Consider the following 23345-nt stretch of genomic DNA (forward strand, 5'->3'; position numbering starts at 1 on the left):
GGACTATAAATGTTAAACAATGAGTATAAGAATTCTGCTTTGAAAATATTTTCTTTGAAAGGTAATGAACCGTTAGCCCAAGAAGTAGCAGACCATGTAGGAATTGAATTAGGTAAATGTTCAGTTAAGCGCTTTAGTGATGGTGAAATTCAAATAAATATAGAAGAAAGTATCCGTGGTTGTGATGTGTTTATCATCCAACCAACATCTAATCCTGTAAATGTCCATTTAATGGAATTATTAATCATGATTGATGCTTGTAAACGTGCATCAGCTGCAAACATTAACATTGTAGTGCCTTATTATGGTTATGCGCGTCAAGATAGAAAAGCACGCAGCCGTGAACCTATCACAGCTAAATTAGTAGCTAACCTTTTTGAAAAAGCTGGCGCGGATCGCATGATTGCATTAGATTTACACGCACCACAAATCCAAGGTTTCTTCGATATTCCAATCGACCATTTAATGGGAGTACCTATCTTAGCTGAATATTTCCAAAATGGTACAGATATCGACCCTGAGGAATGTGTGGTTGTATCACCAGACCATGGTGGGGTTACTAGAGCACGTAAATTAGCCGACATTCTTAAAACACCAATCGCTATAATCGATAAACGTAGACCTAAACCAAATGTTGCAGAAGTAATGAACATCATTGGTGAAATTCAAGGCAGAACGGCAATTATCATTGATGATATTATCGATACTGCGGGTACGATTACTTTAGCGGCTCAAGCATTGAAAGACAAAGGCGCAAAAGATGTATATGCTTGTTGTACTCACCCAGTACTTTCAGGTCCAGCTAAAGAACGTATCGAAAATTCAGCTATCAAAGAATTAGTAGTAACAAATTCAATTCAATTAGACGAAGATCGCAAGCCGGAAAACACTAAAGAATTATCAGTAGCAGGCTTAATCTCACAAGCTATTATCCGTGTATATGAACGTGAATCAGTTAGTGTGTTATTTGACTAATCCGTTACACCTGTGTATAATGGTTTCGTTCGTGATTTTACGGACAAATAAACACTTGCAAGCAACAATATGTTGATGGGCAAGTGAGGGGCTCTTATTTGAGAGCAAATATGAAAGGTGGAAATGAATATGGCTTCATTAAAGTCAATTATTCGTCAAGGTAAACAAACACGCTCAGAATTAAAAGCGTTAAGAAACATTGGTAAAGTACCTGCTGTAGTTTATGGTTACGGTACTAAAAATACTTCAGTTAAAGTTGACGAAGTAGAATTTATCAAAGTAATCCGTGAAGTAGGTCGTAATGGTGTTATCGAACTAGGCGTAGGTTCAAAAAACATCAAAGTAATGGTATCTGATTACCAATTCGACCCACTTAAAAACCAAATCACTCATATTGACTTCTTAGCAATCAATATGACTGAAGAACGTACTGTAGAAGTACCAGTACACTTAGTAGGTGAAGCTGTAGGTGCTAAAGAAGGCGGCGTTGTTGAACAACCATTATTCGACTTAGAAATCACAGCTACACCAGATCACATCCCTGAATCAATCGAAGTTGATATCAGCGAATTAGAAATCAACGATAGTATTTCTGTTGAAGATCTTAAAGCAGATGGTGACTACACTATCGAAAACGAACCTACTGACTCAGTAGTAACGGTTGTACCACCAACTGACGAACCTTCAGAAGAAGAAGTAGAAGCAATGGAAGGCGAATCAGAAACTGAAGAACCTGAAGTTGTTGGTGAAGACAAAGAAGACGACAACGAAGATAAAGAAAACGAAGAATAATTTAGAGATATTAGGAAGTTTTGATAACTGTTAAAATGCTCATCTACGCCAAAGAAACATATGAGCATTTTGGCCTAATATGATTAAAATAGTAGTCGTATTGATAAGGATATACTATTTAATAAAAGCACTCTGCTTAATACGTTAAGCAGGTGCTTTTTTATGTTATTATAGTGATTGATATAAATCGTTTGTACAGATTAATTTCAGTACAATTTTTAATATAGATAACAACAATTGGAGGTTACATAATGAAATGTATCGTAGGCCTAGGTAACGTAGGTAAACGTTTCGAACAAACGAGACATAATATCGGATTTGAAGTTATCGATTATATGTTAGACCAACACCGTTTTACATTAGATAAACAAAAATTCAAAGGTGCGTATACAATAGAACGTATCGGTAATGAAAAAGTTATGTTTATTGAACCACTTACAATGATGAATTTATCAGGTGAGGCTGTAGGCCCACTTATGAAATATTATGATATAGATGTGGAAGATTTAATTGTGTTATATGATGATCTTGATTTACCACAAGGTGAAATTCGTTTAAGACAGAAAGGTAGTGCAGGCGGTCACAATGGCATGAAATCCATCATCCAAGTATTAGGCACTGATCGCTTTAAACGTATAAGAATAGGCGTTGATCGTCCATCTAATGGTATGTCTATAGCCGATTATGTATTGCAGAAATTTTCGAAAGAAGAAATGAAAACAATGGATAAAGTAAAAGAACATTCAGTCCGCGCGGTCGAGGCTTATATCGAAAGTTCTAGATTTGATCGTGTGATGAATGAATATAATGGTGAAGTCAATTGAAATCAATAATTACAGAATTAATAAACGAAGATAATCGTTATCAAGAACTAGATCAAGTATTCGGCCATAAGAACGTATTGGTAAGTGGCTTATCTTCTTCGGCGAAAGCAACAATACTTTCTGAAAAGTATTTAAACAGTTCAGAGCAATTATTAGTTGTTACAAATAATATGTATCAAGCCGACAAATTAGAAAGCGACATTCAACAATACGTAGACAACGATCAAATTTATAAATATCCAATGCAAGACATAATGACGGAAGAATTTTCCACACAAAGCCCTCAATTTATGAGCGAACGTGTACGTACTTTAACTGCACTGGCTCAAGGAATGAGAGGGTTGTTTATCGTACCGTTAAACGGGTTCAAGAAATGGTTAACCCCTGTAGATATTTGGAAATCACATCAACTCACTTTATCACTTGGAGATGATATTGACGTTGACGAATTATTAAATAAGTTAGTAAGTATGGGCTATCGAAGAGAAAGCGTAGTCTCTCATATCGGAGAATTCTCATTACGCGGGGGGATTATAGATATATACCCTCTCATCGGAGATCCAGTTAGAATTGAACTATTTGATACAGAAGTGGATTCTATTCGTCAATTCGATGTTGAGACACAACGTTCAGAACAAAATATTGAACAAGTTAATATAACAACTGCAATCGATTATATTATTACGGATGAAGTGATAGCACGCACTAAAAAGTATTTAAAAGAAGCGTATGAGACGACACGTCCGAAAATTGATAAATCAGTACGTAATGATTTAAAAGAAACGTATGAAAGCTTCCAACTGTTTGAATCAGATATGTTTGACCACCAAGTGTTACGTCGTTTAATTGTTTTTATGTATGATCAACCTGCTACAATCATGGATTATTTTAACGATGATGCGATTATTGCGGTGGATGAATATAACAGAGTTAAAGAAACAGAATCAACTTTAACTACAGAAGTAGATGAATTTATCCAAAACCTAATTGAAAGTGGTAAAGGCTTTATTGGGCAAAGTTTTTTACAATATGATGGTTTCGAAACATTAATAAAAGACCGTCCTGTAACGTATTTCACACTCTTTACAGCTACGATGTCCGTCCAATTAGATGAAATAATTAAATTTTCATGTAAGCCGGTTCAACAATTTTATGGCCAATATGATATTATGCGCTCAGAATTCCAGCGCTTCGTACAAAATGATTATACAGTTGTTGTACTAGCGGAGACAGAACTCAAGAAAGAACGAATCCAATCAATGTTGAATGAAATGCACATACCGACATTCGTTGATACAGTTGGGGATCAAAACCCTGAAGGTAGTGCTATTATCGTGGAAGGTAGTTTATCTGAAGGTTTTGAACTCCCTTATATGCAACTAGTAGTCGTGACTGAACGAGAACTTTTTAAATCTAAGCAGAAGAAAAAACCAAAACGTCAAAAAACGTTAACGAACGCAGAAAAAATCAAGTCTTATCAAGACCTTAAGGTTGGAGATTATGTCGTTCACGTACATCATGGTGTCGGACGCTATTTAGGTGTAGAAACGTTAGAAGTTGGTGGCGTACATAAAGATTACATTAAGTTGCAGTATAAAGGTACAGACCAATTATTTGTACCTGTAGATCAAATGGATCAAGTTCAAAAATATGTAGCCTCAGAAGATAAATCACCTAGGCTGAATAAGCTAGGCGGTAGTGAATGGAAGAAGACAAAAGCGAAAGTACAACAAAGTGTTGAAGATATCGCTGACGAACTTATTGCATTATATAAAGAACGTGAAATGTCAGTTGGTTATAAATACGGACCAGACACAGCTGAGCAAAATGACTTTGAGCTGGATTTCCCATATGAACTCACTCCAGACCAAGATAAATCAATCTTAGAAATTAAAGGTGACATGGAACAACAAAAACCGATGGACCGCTTATTATGTGGTGACGTGGGTTACGGTAAGACTGAAGTTGCGGTAAGAGCTGCATTTAAAGCAGTAATGGAAGGAAAACAAGTAGCGTTTCTAGTACCGACGACGATTTTAGCGCAACAACATTACGAAACTTTAATAGAACGTATGCAAGACTTTCCTATTGATGTGCAATTAATCAGTCGATTTAAGACACCGAAAGAGGTCAAAGAAACGAAAGAACGATTAAAATCTGGCGAAGTAGATATCATCGTAGGTACACATAAATTATTAGGTAAAGACATTAAATATAAAGATCTAGGCTTGTTAATTGTAGACGAAGAACAACGCTTTGGCGTCCGTCACAAAGAACGTATTAAAGCATTAAAGACTAACGTAGATGTCTTAACACTTACAGCCACACCGATACCACGTACGTTGCATATGAGTATGCTAGGTGTACGAGATTTATCAGTAATTGAAACACCTCCAGAAAATAGATTCCCGGTGCAAACTTACGTACTAGAACAAAATAGCAACTTTATCAAAGAATCATTAGAAAGAGAATTATCACGAGATGGTCAAGTGTTCTATCTATACAATCAAGTTCAATCAATATATGAGAAACGTGAACAGTTACAAATGTTGATGCCTGATGCTAGCATCGCAGTAGCTCACGGTCAAATGACTGAACGAGATTTAGAGGAAACAATGCTTGGGTTTATCAACCATGAATTTGATATTTTAGTGACGACTACGATTATCGAAACAGGCGTGGATGTACCAAATGCAAATACACTTATTATTGAAAATGCCGACCGCTTTGGACTAAGTCAGCTATATCAACTAAGAGGTCGTGTAGGACGTTCGAGTCGTATCGGTTATGCATATTTCTTACATCCAATGAATAAAGTGCTAACAGAAACTGCAGAAGAACGTTTACAAGCAATCAAAGAATTCACAGAACTTGGTTCAGGCTTTAAGATTGCGATGCGAGATTTAAATATTCGAGGTGCAGGTAATCTATTAGGTAAACAACAACACGGATTTATTGATTCAGTCGGCTTCGATTTATACTCTCAAATGCTTGAAGAAGCAGTAAACGAAAAACGAGGTATTACACCAGAACAAGACGATGCACTTGAAGTGGAAATAGAGCTGAATATCGATGCTTATCTACCAGCTCAATATATTCAAAATGAACAAGCGAAGATAGAAATTTACAAGAAACTGCGTAAGATTGAATCGCTTGACCAGTTGATGGATATCAAAGACGAACTTATTGATCGCTTTAATGAATATCCTCCTGAAGTTGAACGTTTACTCGATATGATGGAAGTGAAAGTTCACGCATTACATGCAGGAGTGACATTGATAAAAGACAAAGGTAAACAAATCGAAATTTACCTATCAGAAAAAGGTACTCAAGAAGTTAACGGTGAAGCGTTATTTAAACAAACACAACCCCTTGTTCGATCAATGAAAGTTGGGGTCCAAGATGGTAAAATGAAAGTGACGTTAAATAAGTCAGGCAAATGGTTAGATAACTTGAAATTCCTTGCGAAAAGTTTAGAAGAAAGCATGGTTATAGCTGATGAAGTCTAAATCACAAGAAACGCCCGCATTCAATGGGGTTATTGTTTTAACCATAGCACTCGTTATAGTCAAAGTTTTGAGTGCATTATACCGGGTTCCTTATCAAAACATATTAGGTGATGCGGGGCTATATGCCTACCAACAAATCTACCCAATTGTGGCACTTGGAGTGATTCTATCGATGAATGCCATACCAAGTGCGGTAACCCAGACATTTGCATCGGACACACAACATGACCGTTATTCGAAACTTGTTGTGAGATTACAGCTAGTCGGAGTTTGTTTCTTTATCATTGTACTCTTGGCTGCTAAGTGGATTGCGATGTTAATGGGAGATATTCAGTTGACTCCGATGTTACGTGCAGCGAGTTTCAGTTTCTTACTCGTCGGGTTGCTCGGTGTGTATCGAGGGTATTATCAGTCTCAGCATGCCATGAATACCCCAGCTATTTCCCAGGTTATAGAACAATTCGTTCGCGTAGCTATCATTATGGGCGCAATAATAGGCTTCATGTCGCAACATTGGACTGTTTATACGGCAGGCACGGTGGCCATTACAGGTTCTGCGATTGGCTTTCTGGCTTCAACATTATTTCTTATGTTGCGAAAGCCTTTCAAGATAACTATGTATTCTAAACAAACATCAATTGAAGGGCGTAAATTTTTATTAGCCGTCGTGATTTTTGCAGTCAGTCAGTTGATAGTCATTTTATGGCAAGTTGTGGATAGTTTTACAGTAATACATGCGCTAAAGTTTTCAGGGTTAGATTTACATCAAGCTATGGCACAGAAAGGCGTATATGATAGAGGTGCTTCCTTTATTCAAATGGGGCTTATAGTAACTACCACATTTTGTTTTGTATTGATTCCTTTATTAACGGAAGCAATTAAATCAGGCGAATCGCATCTAGCCAATCACTATGCGAATACTTCTTTAAAGATTACAGTGACATTTAGTGTCGCTGCAGGCATCGGTTTAATCAACCTACTACCGGTGATGAACGCTGTGTTCTTCAAGCATGATAGTTTAACAGTTACGTTATCAGTTTATATGTTGACGGTAATTTGTGTATCATTAATTATGTTAGATATTGCATTACTCCAAGTGCGCGAACGTATTCGTCCTATTTTTATCGCCTTGGCCATCAGTATCATAGCTAAAACAATCTTAAACGTCGCTCTCATTCCATATATCGAGATGCTAGGTGGCAGTATGAGTACCGTCTTATCTTTAGTGATTTTCGTAACGATATTACATGTTTCAGTAGTGAAAATCTATCAATTCCAAGATATTGCTCTATTTGTCGCTAAACTGATAGGTATCATGGCCTTGTTAACAATAGCTGTTCAAGTTATGTTATTTATTATTCCAGCTACGGGGCGTTTAGGTGGTTTAATTGAATTGCTAATCGCTGCCATTGTTGGCGTACTCGTAGTCGTGTTTGCTATCGTAAAATTATCTCTATTAAAAAATGACGAATTAAAACACTTACCACTCGGTGACAAGCTTTATGAGTTGAAGAAAGGGAGACAATAATGCCACACCAAATTACAATTGTAGGATTAGGAAATCATAGCCTGGATGATTTACCTCTAGGTATTTATAAATTTTTAACACAACATACGCATCTGTATACAAGAACTTTAGATCATCCGGTTGTTGAATCATTGCAGTCAGAAGGCCTGAAGTTTCAAAGTTTTGATGAAGTATATGAAGCACATGAGGATTTTGAAGCAGTATATGAAAATATTGTGACGCAATTAATTGAAGCTGCCCATAAAGAAGACGTTATCTACACAGTACCTGGACATCCGCGTGTTGCTGAAACTACCACGACTAAATTAGAATTATATGCTAAGCAACATAGTGATGTTGAAGTTAAAGTACTAGGTGGGAAAAGTTTCATAGATGATGTGTTTGAAGCGGTAAAGGTAGATCCGAATGATGGGTTTGCACTGTTAGATGCGACCAATATTCATGAAGACCAAATCAACATTCGAAATCATACATTAATCACCCAAGTATATAGTCATTTAGTTGCTGGAGATTTAAAGGTTACACTCATGGAAAGATTTAATGACGAACATGAGGTCTACATTGTAAGTGGTGCACACCACAGTGGTAGTCAATTGATACAACTCCCTTTATATGAGTTAGATCGTGATGATAGTGTATTTAACAATCTTACAAGTGTCTTTGTCCCTAAAGCGCAATCAGAAAAAGATTACTACAGTGATTTTTATTATGCTGCCTCTATTATGGATCGCTTAGTTGATGACGAGACCGGATGTCCGTGGGATAAAGTACAGACACATGAATCATTGAAACGTTATTTGTTAGAAGAGACATTTGAACTATTTGAAGCTATTGATAACGAAGATGATTGGCATATGATTGAAGAACTAGGTGATGTGCTACTACAAGTTTTATTACATGCAAGTATCGGTAAAAAAGAAGGCTATTTTGATATCAACGAAATCATCCATAGCTTTTCAGATAAAATGATACGACGTCATCCTCACATTTTCGGAGAAGCTGATGCGCAGAACATGGAAGACTTGGAAAATATTTGGTCGACAGCTAAAGCTAAAGAAGGAAAGGTAGAGCGTGTGAAGTTTGAGAAAGTATTTGCAGAGCATTTCTTGAAGTTGTATGATGAAACAAAAAATATGCCCTTAAACGAAACAGAATTGAAGCGCAAATTAGAACGAGGAGGTCATGAAACATGCGACTAGATAAATATCTTAAAGTATCTAGATTAGTAAAACGTCGTACATTGGCAAAAGAAATCAGCGATCAAGGTCGCATTACAGTGAATGGTAACGTAGCCAAAGCAGGAACCGACGTTCAAGAATCGGACGAGTTAGTGATCCGCTTTGGACAAAAGGTTATTACGATTAAAGTCACTGGTTTAAGTGAACATGCTACAAAAGAAAATGCAAAAGGTATGTACGAACTAATCAAAGAAGAAAAGGTATCAGAAAATTAATTAAAGGAGGTGACAAGCAAGTGAGTAAAAAAATAGAAAATATCGGCAATACGTATACGTCAGATGAAAATAAGAAAAAGCAAAAAATGCAGACGAGAAAACGGGTTGTACGCCGGCGTATCACTGTGTTTGGTGGTATCTTACTCGCAATAATCATAATATTATGCTGTATGCTTGTCACACAGAAACAAAGTAACGAACAAGCCTCGGTAGAACGTCAACAAAAAGAGCATAAATACGAGAAACAACAAAATGAAGAACTTGCCTTAAAAGAAAAATTAAATAATTTGAACGACAAAAGTTACGTAGAAAAAGTGGCGCGTGATGAGTATTATTTAAGTAAAGATGGCGAAGTCGTATTTAAATTACCAGGCGAAAAATCACAATCTGAAAAGAAAGCGTCCAAAGACGATAAATAAGAAAATTTAATTTTTTGAAGCAATATACCATTGTTAAATTGTCAAAACAGGCATATAATAAGGTTAAAATCGAAACGAATCGGGAGGATTTATTTACAATATGTCAATCGAAGTAGGAAACAAACTTAAAGGTAAGGTCACTGGAATTAAAAAGTTTGGCGCATTCGTCGAACTTCCTGAAGGGAAAAGTGGCTTAGTTCACATAAGTGAGGTTGCCGATAATTACGTAGAAAACGTAGAAGATCACTTGTCTGTTGGTGATGAAGTTGAAGTAAAAGTACTTTCAATTGCAGAAGATGGGAAAATCAGCTTATCAATTAAAAAGGCAAAAGATCGACCACGTAGACCACAAAACAAATCACACCAAAAACAAGCTCAACCAAAAGGTGAAGATTTTGAAAAGAAACTAACAAATTTCTTGAAAGATAGTGAAGATAAACTTACTTCTATCAAACGCCAAACTGAATCAAGACGCGGCGGTAAAGGTGCGAGACGTTAATTATAACTTAGTTAAATAATAGGCTGTTTCAAAGGAAATAACTGTATTGTTGAGGTATAACTCAAGATAGATTTTAAGACGAGGCTATATGTCGCAACCGCAGACTGTTTGCTTTTGTTGAAACAGTCTCTTTTTTTGTGGTTATTGCTAGTTCGATAGCGTTTTTCATACAATCTTTAGGAGGTGTCATGATTGCAAGTAAATAGTACAGGTTGGAATCATCACCAGCATCTTGTGCTCGCGGTTTCTACAGGAATAGATAGTATGACATTACTCCATTGTCTACAAACTGAATTAAAAGACACGTATGCATCGCTCACTTGTTTACACGTCAATCATCATCTTCGACCACAATCTGAGAAAGAAGCTTTATTTATTGAACAATACTGTGACCAGCATCACATCCCCCTTTATACACATGATTTAGATTTATCTGAAGTGGTGCAACAAGGAATTAGCATCGAGAATCAAGCAAGAACATCACGTTACCAATGGTTTGATAAGATGATGCAGAAACTTGAAGCCGACGTTTTAATTACTGCACATCACTTAGATGATCAAATTGAGACGATATTTTATAGATTGTTCACAGGCCGTTCTACACGCAGTAGTTTAGGTATGTCGTATATAAGTTCTCGGTCAGGTTATCAATTGTGCCGACCTTTATTAAACACTACAAAATCTGAAATTCGACAATATCAATCCGCACATAAAATTACATATTTCGAAGATCAATCTAATTTAGATAATCAATACGTAAGAAATGATATTCGTAATCGCATCTTACCTGAGATTGAGTCTAATGACCATTTGTCGAGACATCATTTGTTAAAACTGAAAGACTGGCATGATGAACAACGTGAAAAGTTAAAAAACGAAGCACACCAGTTTATTAAAAATGAAGTTGACTTCAACGGTAAAAATATTAAAATTTCAAGAAAAGATTTTGTAGAATTATCACATTCCGTTAAAATGACAGTGTTAGATGAAATTTTACGGGAGTTTCAATTGGGTGATGCAATTCCCGAAAAAACATATAAAGCATGGTTCGAACAAATTTCGTCCAATATCGCTCAATGCACATTACACACTACAGATAAATGGATTATTCAAGTTGCTTATGATAAATTGGCCATAATGGCAAATGATGTAACGAAACTTAATCCTATAAGCGTCAATCAGCCAGGTACATACATTTTTGGTGCGTACCAAATTGTAGTTAATCATACAATTTCGAAACAACAATTTCCCATTACAATCCGTACGAGAAACAATGGTGATAAATTTCAACTGAACGGTGCGCATGGTCATAAGAAAGTAAGCAGGTTATTGATTGATGAGAAGATTGTGCAACAAGAGCGTGATGAAATGCCGATAGTCGTAGGTTCGAACGATGAAATATTAGCAGTAGGCATCTTATTTTTATCACAGCAATTTAATCAACATATAAAAATATTAAAAATGGGAGAGGAATAAAATGCAAGACGATTTAAAAGAGATTTTGTTGTCAGAAGAAGAAATTGAACAGATTTGTAAAGAATTAGGAGAGCAACTAACAACAGATTATGACGGTAAGCCACTTGTTTGTGTAGGTATTTTAAAAGGTTCTGTAATGTTCATGGCTGATTTAATTAAGCGCATCAACACACATTTATCAATAGATTTCATGGATGTGTCTAGTTATCACGGAGGTACTGAGTCTACAGGTGAAGTACAAATCCTTAAAGACTTAGGTTCTTCTATTGAAAACAAAGATGTATTAATTATTGAAGATATCTTAGAAACAGGTACGACATTGAAGTCTATTACTGAATTATTACAATCAAGACGTGTCAATTCAATTGAAATTGTAACACTATTAGATAAACCAAATCGTCGTAAAGCAGATATTGAAGCGAAATATGTAGGTAAGAAAATCCCAGACGAATTCGTAGTAGGATATGGTTTAGACTACAAGGAAAATTATCGAAACCTACCTTATATTGGTACATTGAAACCAGAAATATATTCTAAATAACTTATTTTACAAAGTGTCATTACTTTGTGATATTTAGTAAATCGCTTATGTTTAATTATATATAAATTGATGATAGAATAGTATACCATTAGTCGTAATTAAGCGAATTGGGATATAGTTGATGTTTTTGGGAAATTGTAGACAATAGTTTTAAGACATGAAACTTATGTAGTAGGAAATTTAAATAACTCTATTTTAAAATTTATAGAGAATTGTAACTTAAATACAAAAGTTGAAATACTAGCCTATTCAAGGCGATTTGTGTTACAATTTTTGTTAGTTTTATTATTGAAGTAGGAGGAAACAATGCATGCAGAAGGCCTTTCGTAATGTGCTAGTTATCGCAATCATTGGTGTTATTATATTTGGCTTATTTTCATGGTTAAACGGTAATGGAAATATGCCGAAACAACTTACATATAAGCAATTTGTTAAGCAGTTAGATAAAGGTGAATTAAAATCACTTAAAATCCAACCAGAACAAAACGTATATATGGTAAGTGGTGAAACGAAAAAAGGTGAAGATTACTCTTCAACCATTTTATATAATAATGATAAAGAACTTGAAAAAATAACTGATAAAGCACGTAGTCAAAATGGATTAGATTTTACAGTTAAAGAGGAAGAAAAACAAAGTGTATTTGTTAGTATTCTAACATCACTTATCCCAGTCTTAGTTATCGCTTTATTATTTATTTTCTTCTTAAGCCAAGCTCAAGGCGGTGGCGGCGGTGGTGGCCGTATGATGAACTTTGGTAAATCCAAAGCGAAGATGTACGATAGCCAGAAAAAACGCGTTCGCTTCTCAGATGTTGCTGGTGCAGATGAAGAAAAACAAGAACTCGTAGAAATAGTCGATTTCTTAAAAGATAATAAGCAATTTAAACAGATGGGCTCTAGAATACCTAAAGGTGTGCTATTAGTCGGCCCACCAGGTACAGGTAAGACGTTATTAGCACGTGCAGTTGCAGGTGAAGCTGGTACACCATTCTTCTCAATCAGTGGTTCAGACTTTGTTGAGATGTTTGTGGGTGTCGGTGCGAGCCGTGTACGTGACTTATTCGAAAATGCCAAGAAAAACGCACCATGTATCATCTTTATTGATGAGATTGATGCAGTTGGTCGTCAACGTGGCGCAGGTGTTGGTGGCGGTCACGATGAACGTGAACAAACGCTTAACCAACTTCTTGTTGAAATGGATGGCTTTGGTGAAAATGAAGGCATCATTATGATTGCTGCTACAAACAGACCAGATATTCTCGACCCAGCTTTATTACGTCCAGGTCGTTTTGATAGACAAATTCAAGTCGGCAGACCTGATGTTAAAGGTCGTGAAGCTATTCTTCATGTTCATTCAAGAAATAAACCACTTGATGAAACAGTTGACCTTAAAGCAATTTCACAAAGAACGCCTGGTTTCTCAGGTGCAGATTTAGAAAACCTACTTAACGAAGCATCATTAGTTGCAGTACGTGAAGGTAAAAAGAAAATCGACATGCGTGATATAGAAGAAGCGACAGACAGAGTTATCGCAGGTCCAGCTAAAAAATCACGTGTTATTTCTGATAAAGAACGTAACATCGTGGCACACCACGAAGCAGGACATACAATTATTGGTATGGTACTTGATGAAGCAGAAGTCGTACACAAAGTAACGATTGTACCTCGTGGCCAAGCTGGTGGCTATGCGATGATGTTACCTAAACAAGACCGTTTCTTAATGACAGAACCAGAGTTACTCGATAAAATCTGTGGTCTATTAGGTGGTCGAGTTTCAGAAGACATTAACTTTAACGAAGTATCAACAGGTGCTTCAAATGACTTCGAACGTGCGACTAAAATTGCACGTCAAATGGTTACTGAATATGGTATGAGTAAGAAACTTGGACCTCTTCAATTCTCAAGCGGTGGCAGTGGTCAAGTATTCTTAGGTAAAGACATGCAAGACGACCCTGATTACTCAGGTCAAATTGCATATGAAATTGACAAAGAAGTACAACGTATCGTTAAAGAACAATATGAACGTTGTAAGAATATCTTGTTAGAACATAAACAACAATTACTATTAATTGCTGAAGCATTACTTAAAGAAGAAACATTGGTTGCTGAACAAATTAAATCATTATTCAACGATGGCGTGTTACCAGATGTAGATTACGATTCAGCAGAAGTTGTAAGTAAAGACGACACTGAATTTGAAGATGGTAAATATGGTAAGTCATATGAAGATGTTCGCAGAGAACAATCTGAATTAGGTAAAAAACAACCAGGTTACCGTAATGATGATCAAGATCGTTCTCAAGACGATGATTCAAGTTCAGAACCAAGTGAGGACACTGGTCACGAACAAGCTCCAAACATTGATAAACCGAGCAACCCAAGTGATCCAAACGATCCAAGCAATAGAGACTAATGCTTTCAATCAACCCCTTATTACTGAATATCAGTAGTAAGGGGTTGTTTATTTTTGCTATGCTAAAACAAATGCTTAGCAATTTTAACAGTTAAAAAGTAAAATAAAGCATAAACATTGTTAGCAAAAAATGCGTTAAATGAATGAAAGGATAAAGGAGTTATAAGTGATGGCAAATGATTATATGATTAAAGCACTTGCTTATGGTGGACAAATCAGAGCATATAGTGCGTTAACAACAAATACTGTGCAAGAAGCACAAACAAAGCATTACACTTGGCCAACAGCATCTGCCGCAATAGGTAGAACAATGACTGCTACTGTCATGATGGGAGCGATGTTAAGTGGTGATCAAAAATTAACAGTAACCGTAGAAGGTGGCGGCCCGATTGGTAAGATCACTGCAGATGCCGATGCACAAGGTAACGTACGTGGTTATGTGACTAACCCTCAAACACACTTTCCATTAAATAGTGTTGGTAAATTAGACGTTAGTCGCGCTGTAGGGACACAAGGGGCGCTTACTGTCATTAAAGATGTTGGAATGAAAGATTACTTTTCGGGTTCAAGTGAATTAGTTTCAGGTGAATTAGGCGATGATTTCACTTACTATTTTGCAAAAAGTGAACAAGTTCCATCATCAGTTGGTCTCGGGGTCCTAGTAAATCCTGATAATACGATAAAAGCTGCAGGCGGCTTTATTATACAAGTTATGCCTGGTGCAGAAGATGAAACAATCCGTCAATTAGAAGAATCTATCACTAATATGACGCCAGTCTCTAAATTAATTGATCAAGGGTTAACGCCTGAGGAAATTTTGTATGAAGTATTAGGAAAAGACAATGTTCAAATTCTTGAAGAGATGCCAGCACAATTTGAATGTAATTGTGGCCATGAGAAATTCTTAACAGCGATTAAAGGATTAGGTGAAGCAGAAATCCAAAATATGATTGAAGTAGACCATGGCGCAGAAGCTGAATGTCATTTCTGTCGCAGTAAATATCACTACTCAGAAGAAGAACTTGAAGAATTACTGCAAAGCATGAAATAATTTAATTGAGCTTATTTTTAAACGAGATATTTAAAATATAAGTGGTCATAGTTGTATTTACAGAAAAATCTGATAAAATACAAAGTATATCCGATTAGAGAACTAGGTTTTAACACTTTTTTGAAAAGGGGTAATATACATGACTAAAAAACCAGTAAATAATATTGTAGAAATCATTGGAGAAACACCAGTCGTTAAGTTAAATAATGTTGTAGATGAAGATGCAGCAGACGTATACGTAAAACTTGAATATCAAAATCCAGGCGGTTCAGTTAAAGATCGTATTGCATTAGCTATGATTGAAGACGCTGAAAAATCAGGAAAGATTAAACCAGGTGATACGATTGTAGAACCAACAAGTGGTAACACAGGTATTGGACTTGCATTTGTATGTGCAGCGAAAGGATATAATGCTGTATTCACAATGCCAGAAACAATGAGTCAAGAAAGAAGAAACTTATTGAAAGCTTATGGTGCTCAAGTCGTGTTAACACCAGGTTCAGAAGCGATGAAAGGTGCGATTAAAAAAGCCAAAGAATTAAAAGAAGAGCACGGTTATTTCGAACCTCAACAATTCGAAAACCAAGCAAACCCTCGCGTGCACGAATTAACAACTGGCCCTGAACTCGTTGAACAATTTGAAGGTAAAACAATTGATGCATTCTTAGCAGGTGTTGGTACTGGTGGTACTTTAACTGGTGCAGGTAAAGTGTTAAAAGAAAAATATCCAGATATCGACATTATCGCAATTGAGCCTGAAGATTCTCCAGTATTAAGTAGTGGAGAAGCAGGTCCTCATAAATTACAAGGTCTTGGTGCAGGTTTCGTTCCTGACACATTAAACACAAACATTTATAACGAAATTATCAAAGTTGGAAATGAAACAGCGATGGAAATGGCGCGTAAAGTAGCTAAAGCAGAAGGTATCCTTGGTGGTATTTCATCTGGTGCAGCAATTTACGCAGCGCTTGAAAAAGCTAAACAATTAGGTAAAGGTAAAACAGTTGTTACTGTATTACCAAGTAATGGTGAACGTTACCTATCAACACCGCTATATTCTTTTGATGATTAATCATTATATATTGAAGCCGGTCACACAAATAGTTGTGTGATCGGTTTTTATTATTTTAAATAACTACTGGTGACTTAGGAAAATGGTTCATACATACTGAAAAAAATATTATTTAACGTTATTATAGAATGTAAGTGTATAAATAATAAGTCCTGAAAGTGAAAGGAAGACGACCGACTATGACACATACAAAAATAATGGGTATTCTAAACGTAACACCAGATTCGTTTTCTGATGGTGGACAGTATCAAACAATTGAACATGCAGTTAAACGTGCTGAAGAGATGATTAAAGAAGGCGTAGACATCATCGATATCGGAGGTGTATCTACACGTCCCGGACACTCTGAAGTGAGTTTAGAAGAAGAGTTAGACCGTGTAATGCCTATTGTTAAAGCTCTGTCGAAATTTGACGTCCAGTTATCTGTTGATACATTTCGTAGCGAAGTTGCTGAAGCGGCGATGGAACAAGGCGTTACGATGATAAATGACCAATGGGCAGGCCTATTTGATGAACGTATATTTGATGTAGTTGCCAAATATAAAGGCGAGATTGTACTGATGCATAATGGAGATGGAACACGGGATGAACCAGTTGTTGAAGAAATGTTAGTTTATTTATTAAAACAAGCGCATAGAGCTGAAATGAAAGGTATTCCAAAAGAACATGTTTGGATAGATCCGGGGATTGGTTTTGCTAAGTCTAGAGAGGAAGAGAATGAAGTAATGAAGCGACTTGATGAACTAGTTGCTACAGAATATCCTGTCCTCTTAGCGACCAGTCGTAAACGCTTTATAAAAACCATCATGCATGAAGATTTACCTGCTAAGGAGCGAGATGAAGCTACAGCAGCAACAACGGCATACGGGATTATGAAAGGTGTGCAAGGTGTTCGCGTTCATAATGTACAATTGAATGCACGTATAGCTGAAAGTATGGATATATTAAAGGAGAATGAAAATGAACGACACAATCTTTCTTAATGGTATGGATTTTTATGGTTATCATGGGGTTCTTCCTGCTGAAAATGAAATAGGGCAAATCTTCAGCGTAGATGTGGCTATGAAACTGGACTTATCTACAGCAGGGGAGACAGACGATGTTAATGATACAGTGAATTACGGTGAAGTATATGAACACGTTAAAGAAATTATGGAAGGCAAACCTGTGCAATTGCTAGAGCATCTTGCTGAACGTATTGCAAAACGTATAAATTCACACTATAATCGTGTAATGGAAACAAAAGTAAGCATCACTAAAACAAATCCACCGATACCTGGACATTACAAAGGCGTAGGTGTTGAAATAGTGAGGGTGAATCACTAATGGTTAATGCATATTTAGGTTTAGGAAGTAATATTGGTGATCGTGAAACACAACTTGAAGAAGCCATTCGTATTTTAGATAATAAAGAAGGGATACAAGTTGCACAAACATCGCCAATCTATGAAACAGATCCGGTTGGCTATACCGACCAACCACAATTTTTAAATCAATGCATAGAGGTTCAAACAGTGTTGCCGCCTTCAGACTTATTGAAGGCTTGTCTCGATACAGAACAACAACTGCATCGTGTGAGAGATATACGATGGGGACCTAGAACACTAGATGTTGATATATTAATTTATGGTAATCTCACTGTAGAACAAGATGATTTAATCATTCCACATCCACGTATGTTGGAACGCGCGTTTGTTCTTATACCTTTAAATGATATAGCATCTGACGTGATTGAGCCACAATCACACAAAAAGATTAGTCAACTAGTGAAAACTGACGATACTGTTAAGCAGTATCAGAGTGACGTTTAAGGATTCCTGTTCGGAATAATAGTAGATGACATAAGGCGTGGTGGCAATTGTGATTGGAGAGTGCGAAAGAAATCGAATAACTCACAAATGTAATTATTGAGGTGTTTTCAGCACAAAAAGTATAAATTGCTTTATTACATTCTCGCCGTCTAGTAGAATTAATAAGTGAGAGAGTTGTCGCAACTGAAGTGTGGAAATATGCTTCAGGATACTTTGAAAGTGTAAGAGATAATTTTAAAGTGAGAATAGCATTAACCATGAAGTGCGAAGCAACACATGCTAGAGATTTTAAAAAATTTCCAAATGGAAATCTCAAAAAATAGACCAAAAAGCATAAAGGAGAGGCAAATATGTCAGAAGAAATGAATGACCAAATGCAAGTCCGTCGTCAAAAATTACAAGAACTTTACGATTTAGGGATTGACCCGTTCGGTAAAAAGTTCGATAGATCATCAATGGCGGCTCCATTACACGAAGATTGGGATCAATTTTCAAAAGAAGAATTGAAAGAAAAAGAAGATGAGAGCCAAGTAAGTATCGCTGGTCGTTTAATGACAAAACGTGGTAAAGGGAAAGCTGGATTTGCTCACGTACAAGATTTGTCAGGACAAATTCAAATTTATGTAAGAAAAGACCAAGTTGGAGAAGAACAATTTGAGTTATGGAAAGCTGCTGATTTAGGAGATATCGTCGGCATTGAAGGTGTAATGTTTAAAACAAACACGGGTGAGCTTTCTGTAAAAGCTAAATCATTCACGTTACTAACTAAATCACTACGCCCATTACCAGATAAATTCCATGGTCTACAAGACGTAGAACAACGCTATCGTCAACGTTACCTAGATTTAATTACAAATCAAGATAGTACACAAACGTTTATTAATAGAAGTAAAATCCTACAAGAAATGCGTAACTATCTAAATCAAAACGGATTCTTAGAAGTAGAAACGCCTATGATGCACCAAATCGCAGGTGGTGCAGCAGCAAGACCGTTCGTAACGCATCATAATGCATTAGACGCTACTTTATACATGAGAATCGCAATCGAATTACATTTAAAACGTTTAATTGTTGGTGGATTGGAAAAAGTATATGAAATTGGACGTGTATTCCGTAACGAAGGTGTATCTACACGCCACAATCCTGAATTTACAATGATTGAATTATATGAAGCATACGCCGATTACGAAGATATCATGGATTTAACAGAAAACCTTATTAGACATATTTCTAACCAAGTACGTGGTACAGCTAAATTAACATACGGTGAAGTAGAAGTAGACTTAGAATCTAGTTGGAAACGCGTGCATATGGTAGATGCAGTGAAAGAAGCAACTGGTGTAGATTTCTATGAAGTTAAGAGCGATGAAGAAGCTAAAGCTCTTGCCAAAGAACATGGCATCGAAATTACTGACAACATGAAATATGGTCATATCTTAAATGAATTCTTCGAACAAAAAGTAGAAGAAACGTTAATTCAACCGACATTTGTATATGGTCACCCAATCGAAATTTCTCCATTAGCGAAGAAAAATGAAGAAGACCCACGATTTACAGACCGTTTTGAATTATTCATTGTTGGTAGAGAACATGGTAACGCATTTACAGAACTTAATGACCCAATTGATCAAAGAGAAAGATTTGAAAGCCAATTAGAAGAAAAAGAACAAGGTAATGACGAAGCGCATGATATGGATGAAGATTACATTGAAGCATTAGAGTACGGTATGCCTCCAACTGGTGGTTTAGGTATCGGTATCGATCGTCTTGTTATGTTATTAACTGATTCAGCATCAATCAGAGATGTACTATTATTCCCATACATGAGACAAAAATAATTAAGTATAAACAATTAAATTTAAAGAATTTGAACATGGGCAACTTTTACTATTGTGAAGTTGTCCATGTTTTGTTATGATATTTTTTAAAGCCTTAAAAACAGACGATTAATTATCTAAAGATAATTAAGTGATTACGAAATCTTTTTAATTAGATGTCAAATACTTTTTGAATTGAATGTAAAGAGATAGAAATTTTACAAACTATTATTGTAAAGTAGCAATTGTCTTTTGATTATCTTAGAAAATATTTAAAAAAGTGTTGACGCATAGAGAAAAATGAAGTAATATAAAAAAGTCGTCAAAAACAGGACGTGAAAAAATAATAACACTGTAAATATACTGTAAAAGAAATTTTAAAAAAGTGTAAAATTAACTGTTGCAAACGTTAATTAAACAGTGTAGTATGTATAAAGTAAGTTAATTGTCTGGTGACAATGGCAAGGAGGTCACACCTGTTCCCATACCGAACACAGAAGTTAAGCTCCTTAGCGCCGATGGTAGTCGGACTTACGTTCCGCAAGAGTAGGACGTTGCCAGGCATTAACTTAAATTGGAGGATTAGCTCAGCTGGGAGAGCATCTGCCTTACAAGCAGGGGGTCGGCGGTTCGAACCCGTCATCCTCCACCATTTAAATATTTTAGCCGGCCTAGCTCAACTGGTAGAGCAACTGACTTGTAATCAGTAGGTTGGGGGTTCAAGTCCTCTGGCCGGCACCATGTTTTGAGCCATTAGCTCAGTTGGTAGAGCATCTGACTTTTAATCAGAGGGTCAGAGGTTCGAATCCTCTATGGCTCATACAGTTTCATTAAGCAGAAGTAGTTCAGCGGTAGAATACAACCTTGCCAAGGTTGGGGTCGCGGGTTCGAATCCCGTCTTCTGCTCCATTATTTTGCCGGGGTGGCGGAACTGGCAGACGCACAGGACTTAAAATCCTGCGGTGAGAGATCACCGTACCGGTTCGATTCCGGTCCTCGGCACCATCTTTTAATATTGCGCCCGTAGCTCAACTGGATAGAGTGCTTGACTACGGATCAAGAGGTTATGGGTTCGACTCCTATCGGGCGCGCCATTTAAATAGAACCCTTTAATTATATACGGGAAGTAGCTCAGCTTGGTAGAGCACTTGGTTTGGGACCAAGGGGTCGCAGGTTCGAATCCTGTCTTCCCGACTCTTTAAATAATGGGGGCTTAGCTCAGCTGGGAGAGCGCCTGCTTTGCACGCAGGAGGTCAGCGGTTCGATCCCGCTAGTCTCCACCATTTTTGAAATATCAAATGAACATTGAAAACTGAATGACAATATGTCAACGTTAATTCCGAAAACACAACAACTTAAAGTTGTTAACAAGTGTTGAAAAAACACATTTAGTATTATGAGCTAATCAAACATCATAAATTTTTATGGAGAGTTTGATCCTGGCTCAGGATGAACGCTGGCGGCGTGCCTAATACATGCAAGTCGAGCGAACAGATAAGGAGCTTGCTCCTTTGACGTTAGCGGCGGACGGGTGAGTATCACGTGGGTAACCTACCCATAAGACTGGAATAACTCCGGGAAACCGGGGCTAATGCCGGATAATATTTAGAACCGCATGGTTCTAAAGTGAAAGATGGCCTTGCTATCACTTATGGATGGACCCGCGCCGTATTAGCTAGTTGGTAAGGTAACGGCTTACCAAGGCAACGATACGTAGCCGACCTGAGAGGGTGATCGGCCACACTGGAACTGAGACACGGTCCAGACTCCTACGGGAGGCAGCAGTAGGGAATCTTCCGCAATGGGCGAAAGCCTGACGGAGCAACGCCGCGTGAGTGATGAAGGTCTTCGGATCGTAAAGCTCTGTTATTAGGGAAGAACAAATGCGTAAGTAACTGTGCGCGTCTTGACGGTACCTAATCAGAAAGCCACGGCTAACTACGTGCCAGCAGCCGCGGTAATACGTAGGTGGCAAGCGTTATCCGGAATTATTGGGCGTAAAGCGCGCGTAGGCGGTTTTTTAAGTCTGATGTGAAAGCCCACGGCTCAACCGTGGATGGTCATTGGAAACTGGAAAACTTGAGTGCAGAAGAGGAAAGTGGAATTCCATGTGTAGCGGTGAAATGCGCAGAGATATGGAGGAACACCAGTGGCGAAGGCGACTTTCTGGTCTGCAACTGACGCTGATGTGCGAAAGCGTGGGGATCAAACAGGATTAGATACCCTGGTAGTCCACGCTGTAAACGATGAGTGCTAAGTGTTAGGGGGTTTCCGCCCCTTAGTGCTGCAGCTAACGCATTAAGCACTCCGCCTGGGGAGTACGACCGCAAGGTTGAAACTCAAAGGAATTGACGGGGACCCGCACAAGCGGTGGAGCATGTGGTTTAATTCGAAGCAACGCGAAGAACCTTACCAAATCTTGACATCCTTTGATCGCTCTAGAGATAGAGTTTTCCCCTTCGGGGGACAAAGTGACAGGTGGTGCATGGTTGTCGTCAGCTCGTGTCGTGAGATGTTGGGTTAAGTCCCGCAACGAGCGCAACCCTTAAGCCTAGTTGCCATCATTAAGTTGGGCACTCTAGGCTGACTGCCGGTGACAAACCGGAGGAAGGTGGGGATGACGTCAAATCATCATGCCCCTTATGATTTGGGCTACACACGTGCTACAATGGACAATACAAAGGGCAGCTAAACCGCGAGGTCAAGCAAATCCCATAAAGTTGTTCTCAGTTCGGATTGTAGTCTGCAACTCGACTACATGAAGCTGGAATCGCTAGTAATCGTAGATCAGCATGCTACGGTGAATACGTTCCCGGGTCTTGTACACACCGCCCGTCACACCACGAGAGTTTGTAACACCCGAAGCCGGTGGAGTAACCTTTGGAGCTAGCCGTCGAAGGTGGGACAAATGATTGGGGTGAAGTCGTAACAAGGTAGCCGTATCGGAAGGTGCGGCTGGATCACCTCCTTTCTAAGGATATATTCGGAACATCTTCTACGAAGATGAAACGGAATAACATTGACATATTGTATTCAGTTTTGAATGCTCATCAGAGTATTCAACAAATGATTGTACATTGAAAACTAGATAAATAAGTAAAATAATGATTTTACCAAGCAAAACCGAGTGAATAGCGTGTATACGCTTGAATTCAAAAATAATCG

Annotated in this window: 18 protein-coding genes, 8 tRNA genes and 2 rRNA genes; all 28 read left to right on the top strand. The window is 37.5% G+C overall.

Annotated features, from left to right (window positions below; genetic code table 11):
* Positions 1-9 precede the first annotated feature (9 nt).
* The gene (locus QQM35_RS04005; protein WP_342610517.1) at positions 10-975 is read left to right on the top strand and encodes a ribose-phosphate diphosphokinase; all 966 of its coding nucleotides are present in this window, start codon (positions 10-12) and stop codon (positions 973-975) included.
* 129 nt (positions 976-1104) lie between these two features.
* Entirely contained in the window at positions 1105-1767 is a 663-nt protein-coding gene (locus QQM35_RS04010; protein ID WP_251521038.1) for a 50S ribosomal protein L25/general stress protein Ctc, read from the top strand.
* 251 nt (positions 1768-2018) lie between these two features.
* Complete coding sequence (gene pth, locus QQM35_RS04015) at positions 2019-2591, top strand: aminoacyl-tRNA hydrolase (RefSeq protein WP_342610518.1); 573 nt, start codon at positions 2019-2021, stop codon at positions 2589-2591.
* Complete coding sequence (gene mfd, locus QQM35_RS04020; protein WP_342610520.1) at positions 2588-6100, top strand: transcription-repair coupling factor; 3513 nt, start codon at positions 2588-2590, stop codon at positions 6098-6100. The genes pth and mfd overlap by 4 nt, the downstream gene beginning before the upstream one ends.
* Entirely contained in the window at positions 6090-7628 is a 1539-nt protein-coding gene (locus QQM35_RS04025; RefSeq protein ID WP_251943472.1) for a polysaccharide biosynthesis protein, read from the top strand. The genes mfd and QQM35_RS04025 overlap by 11 nt, the downstream gene beginning before the upstream one ends.
* Positions 7628-8827 (top strand): MazG nucleotide pyrophosphohydrolase domain-containing protein, encoded by a 1200-nt coding sequence (locus tag QQM35_RS04030; protein ID WP_251521026.1) that lies wholly within the window; start codon positions 7628-7630, stop codon positions 8825-8827. Before QQM35_RS04025 ends, QQM35_RS04030 begins: the two co-directional genes overlap by 1 nt.
* The gene (locus tag QQM35_RS04035; RefSeq protein WP_251521022.1) at positions 8818-9081 is read left to right on the top strand and encodes an RNA-binding S4 domain-containing protein; all 264 of its coding nucleotides are present in this window, start codon (positions 8818-8820) and stop codon (positions 9079-9081) included. Before QQM35_RS04030 ends, QQM35_RS04035 begins: the two co-directional genes overlap by 10 nt.
* Before the next feature lie 20 nt (positions 9082-9101).
* Positions 9102-9500, top strand: a complete 399-nt coding sequence (locus QQM35_RS04040) for an FtsB family cell division protein (protein WP_251943468.1) — start codon at positions 9102-9104, stop codon at positions 9498-9500.
* A gap of 100 nt (positions 9501-9600) precedes the next feature.
* Positions 9601-9999, top strand: a complete 399-nt coding sequence (locus QQM35_RS04045; RefSeq protein ID WP_251521016.1) for a S1 domain-containing RNA-binding protein — start codon at positions 9601-9603, stop codon at positions 9997-9999.
* A 192-nt stretch (positions 10000-10191) separates the two neighbouring features.
* Positions 10192-11475, top strand: coding sequence for a tRNA lysidine(34) synthetase TilS (gene tilS / locus QQM35_RS04050; RefSeq protein ID WP_342610521.1), 1284 nt, complete (start codon positions 10192-10194; stop codon positions 11473-11475).
* A gap of 1 nt (position 11476) precedes the next feature.
* Entirely contained in the window at positions 11477-12016 is a 540-nt protein-coding gene (hpt, locus tag QQM35_RS04055; RefSeq protein WP_251521010.1) for a hypoxanthine phosphoribosyltransferase, read from the top strand.
* Between the two features lie 310 nt (positions 12017-12326).
* A complete protein-coding gene (gene ftsH, locus QQM35_RS04060; RefSeq protein ID WP_251521007.1) occupies positions 12327-14429 on the top strand; it encodes an ATP-dependent zinc metalloprotease FtsH in 2103 nt (700 codons plus the stop codon).
* A 169-nt stretch (positions 14430-14598) separates the two neighbouring features.
* The gene (hslO, locus tag QQM35_RS04065) at positions 14599-15480 is read left to right on the top strand and encodes an Hsp33 family molecular chaperone HslO (RefSeq protein WP_251521004.1); all 882 of its coding nucleotides are present in this window, start codon (positions 14599-14601) and stop codon (positions 15478-15480) included.
* Positions 15481-15619: 139 nt separating this feature from the next.
* Positions 15620-16552: a cysteine synthase A gene (cysK, locus tag QQM35_RS04070; RefSeq protein WP_342610522.1), complete on the top strand. Its 933-nt coding sequence runs from the start codon at positions 15620-15622 to the stop codon at positions 16550-16552.
* A 179-nt stretch (positions 16553-16731) separates the two neighbouring features.
* Entirely contained in the window at positions 16732-17535 is an 804-nt protein-coding gene (gene folP, locus QQM35_RS04075; protein ID WP_251520998.1) for a dihydropteroate synthase, read from the top strand.
* Positions 17513-17878, top strand: a complete 366-nt coding sequence (gene folB, locus QQM35_RS04080; protein WP_251520994.1) for a dihydroneopterin aldolase — start codon at positions 17513-17515, stop codon at positions 17876-17878. The genes folP and folB overlap by 23 nt, the downstream gene beginning before the upstream one ends.
* Positions 17878-18363 carry a 2-amino-4-hydroxy-6-hydroxymethyldihydropteridine diphosphokinase gene (gene folK, locus QQM35_RS04085; protein ID WP_251520992.1) on the top strand — a complete coding sequence of 162 codons (486 nt, stop codon included), beginning with the start codon at positions 17878-17880 and terminating at the stop codon, positions 18361-18363. Before folB ends, folK begins: the two co-directional genes overlap by 1 nt.
* Before the next feature lie 350 nt (positions 18364-18713).
* Positions 18714-20201, top strand: coding sequence for a lysine--tRNA ligase (gene lysS / locus QQM35_RS04090; protein WP_251943461.1), 1488 nt, complete (start codon positions 18714-18716; stop codon positions 20199-20201).
* A gap of 427 nt (positions 20202-20628) precedes the next feature.
* Positions 20629-20743, top strand: a 5S ribosomal RNA gene (rrf, locus tag QQM35_RS04095).
* A gap of 13 nt (positions 20744-20756) precedes the next feature.
* Positions 20757-20832: transfer RNA gene (locus QQM35_RS04100), tRNA-Val, on the top strand.
* Between the two features lie 13 nt (positions 20833-20845).
* A tRNA-Thr gene (locus QQM35_RS04105) sits at positions 20846-20921 on the top strand.
* Positions 20922-20927: 6 nt separating this feature from the next.
* Positions 20928-21000: transfer RNA gene (locus QQM35_RS04110), tRNA-Lys, on the top strand.
* Positions 21001-21014: 14 nt separating this feature from the next.
* Positions 21015-21089 (top strand) — tRNA-Gly (locus tag QQM35_RS04115).
* Between the two features lie 7 nt (positions 21090-21096).
* Positions 21097-21185, top strand: a tRNA-Leu gene (locus tag QQM35_RS04120).
* A gap of 12 nt (positions 21186-21197) precedes the next feature.
* A tRNA-Arg gene (locus QQM35_RS04125) sits at positions 21198-21274 on the top strand.
* Positions 21275-21300: 26 nt separating this feature from the next.
* Positions 21301-21374 (top strand) — tRNA-Pro (locus tag QQM35_RS04130).
* A gap of 13 nt (positions 21375-21387) precedes the next feature.
* Positions 21388-21463 (top strand) — tRNA-Ala (locus QQM35_RS04135).
* A gap of 138 nt (positions 21464-21601) precedes the next feature.
* Positions 21602-23151: ribosomal RNA gene (locus tag QQM35_RS04140) — 16S ribosomal RNA — on the top strand.
* The last annotated feature ends 194 nt before the right edge of the window (positions 23152-23345 follow it).

Origin of the sequence: Staphylococcus hsinchuensis (assembly GCF_038789205.1) — a bacterium.
In the GTDB taxonomy this organism is placed as follows: domain Bacteria; phylum Bacillota; class Bacilli; order Staphylococcales; family Staphylococcaceae; genus Staphylococcus; species Staphylococcus hsinchuensis.

Coding starts and splice junctions, on each gene's coding strand:
- lysS (WP_251943461.1), top strand. CDS start 18,714: ATGTCAGAAGAAATGAATGACCAAATGCAAGTCCGTCGTCAAAAATTA.
- QQM35_RS04010 (WP_251521038.1), top strand. CDS start 1,105: ATGGCTTCATTAAAGTCAATTATTCGTCAAGGTAAACAAACACGCTCA.
- ftsH (WP_251521007.1), top strand. CDS start 12,327: ATGCAGAAGGCCTTTCGTAATGTGCTAGTTATCGCAATCATTGGTGTT.
- hslO (WP_251521004.1), top strand. CDS start 14,599: ATGGCAAATGATTATATGATTAAAGCACTTGCTTATGGTGGACAAATC.
- QQM35_RS04005 (WP_342610517.1), top strand. CDS start 10: ATGTTAAACAATGAGTATAAGAATTCTGCTTTGAAAATATTTTCTTTG.
- pth (WP_342610518.1), top strand. CDS start 2,019: ATGAAATGTATCGTAGGCCTAGGTAACGTAGGTAAACGTTTCGAACAA.
- QQM35_RS04045 (WP_251521016.1), top strand. CDS start 9,601: ATGTCAATCGAAGTAGGAAACAAACTTAAAGGTAAGGTCACTGGAATT.
- QQM35_RS04035 (WP_251521022.1), top strand. CDS start 8,818: ATGCGACTAGATAAATATCTTAAAGTATCTAGATTAGTAAAACGTCGT.
- folK (WP_251520992.1), top strand. CDS start 17,878: ATGGTTAATGCATATTTAGGTTTAGGAAGTAATATTGGTGATCGTGAA.
- hpt (WP_251521010.1), top strand. CDS start 11,477: ATGCAAGACGATTTAAAAGAGATTTTGTTGTCAGAAGAAGAAATTGAA.
- QQM35_RS04030 (WP_251521026.1), top strand. CDS start 7,628: ATGCCACACCAAATTACAATTGTAGGATTAGGAAATCATAGCCTGGAT.
- cysK (WP_342610522.1), top strand. CDS start 15,620: ATGACTAAAAAACCAGTAAATAATATTGTAGAAATCATTGGAGAAACA.
- folB (WP_251520994.1), top strand. CDS start 17,513: ATGAACGACACAATCTTTCTTAATGGTATGGATTTTTATGGTTATCAT.
- folP (WP_251520998.1), top strand. CDS start 16,732: ATGACACATACAAAAATAATGGGTATTCTAAACGTAACACCAGATTCG.
- QQM35_RS04025 (WP_251943472.1), top strand. CDS start 6,090: ATGAAGTCTAAATCACAAGAAACGCCCGCATTCAATGGGGTTATTGTT.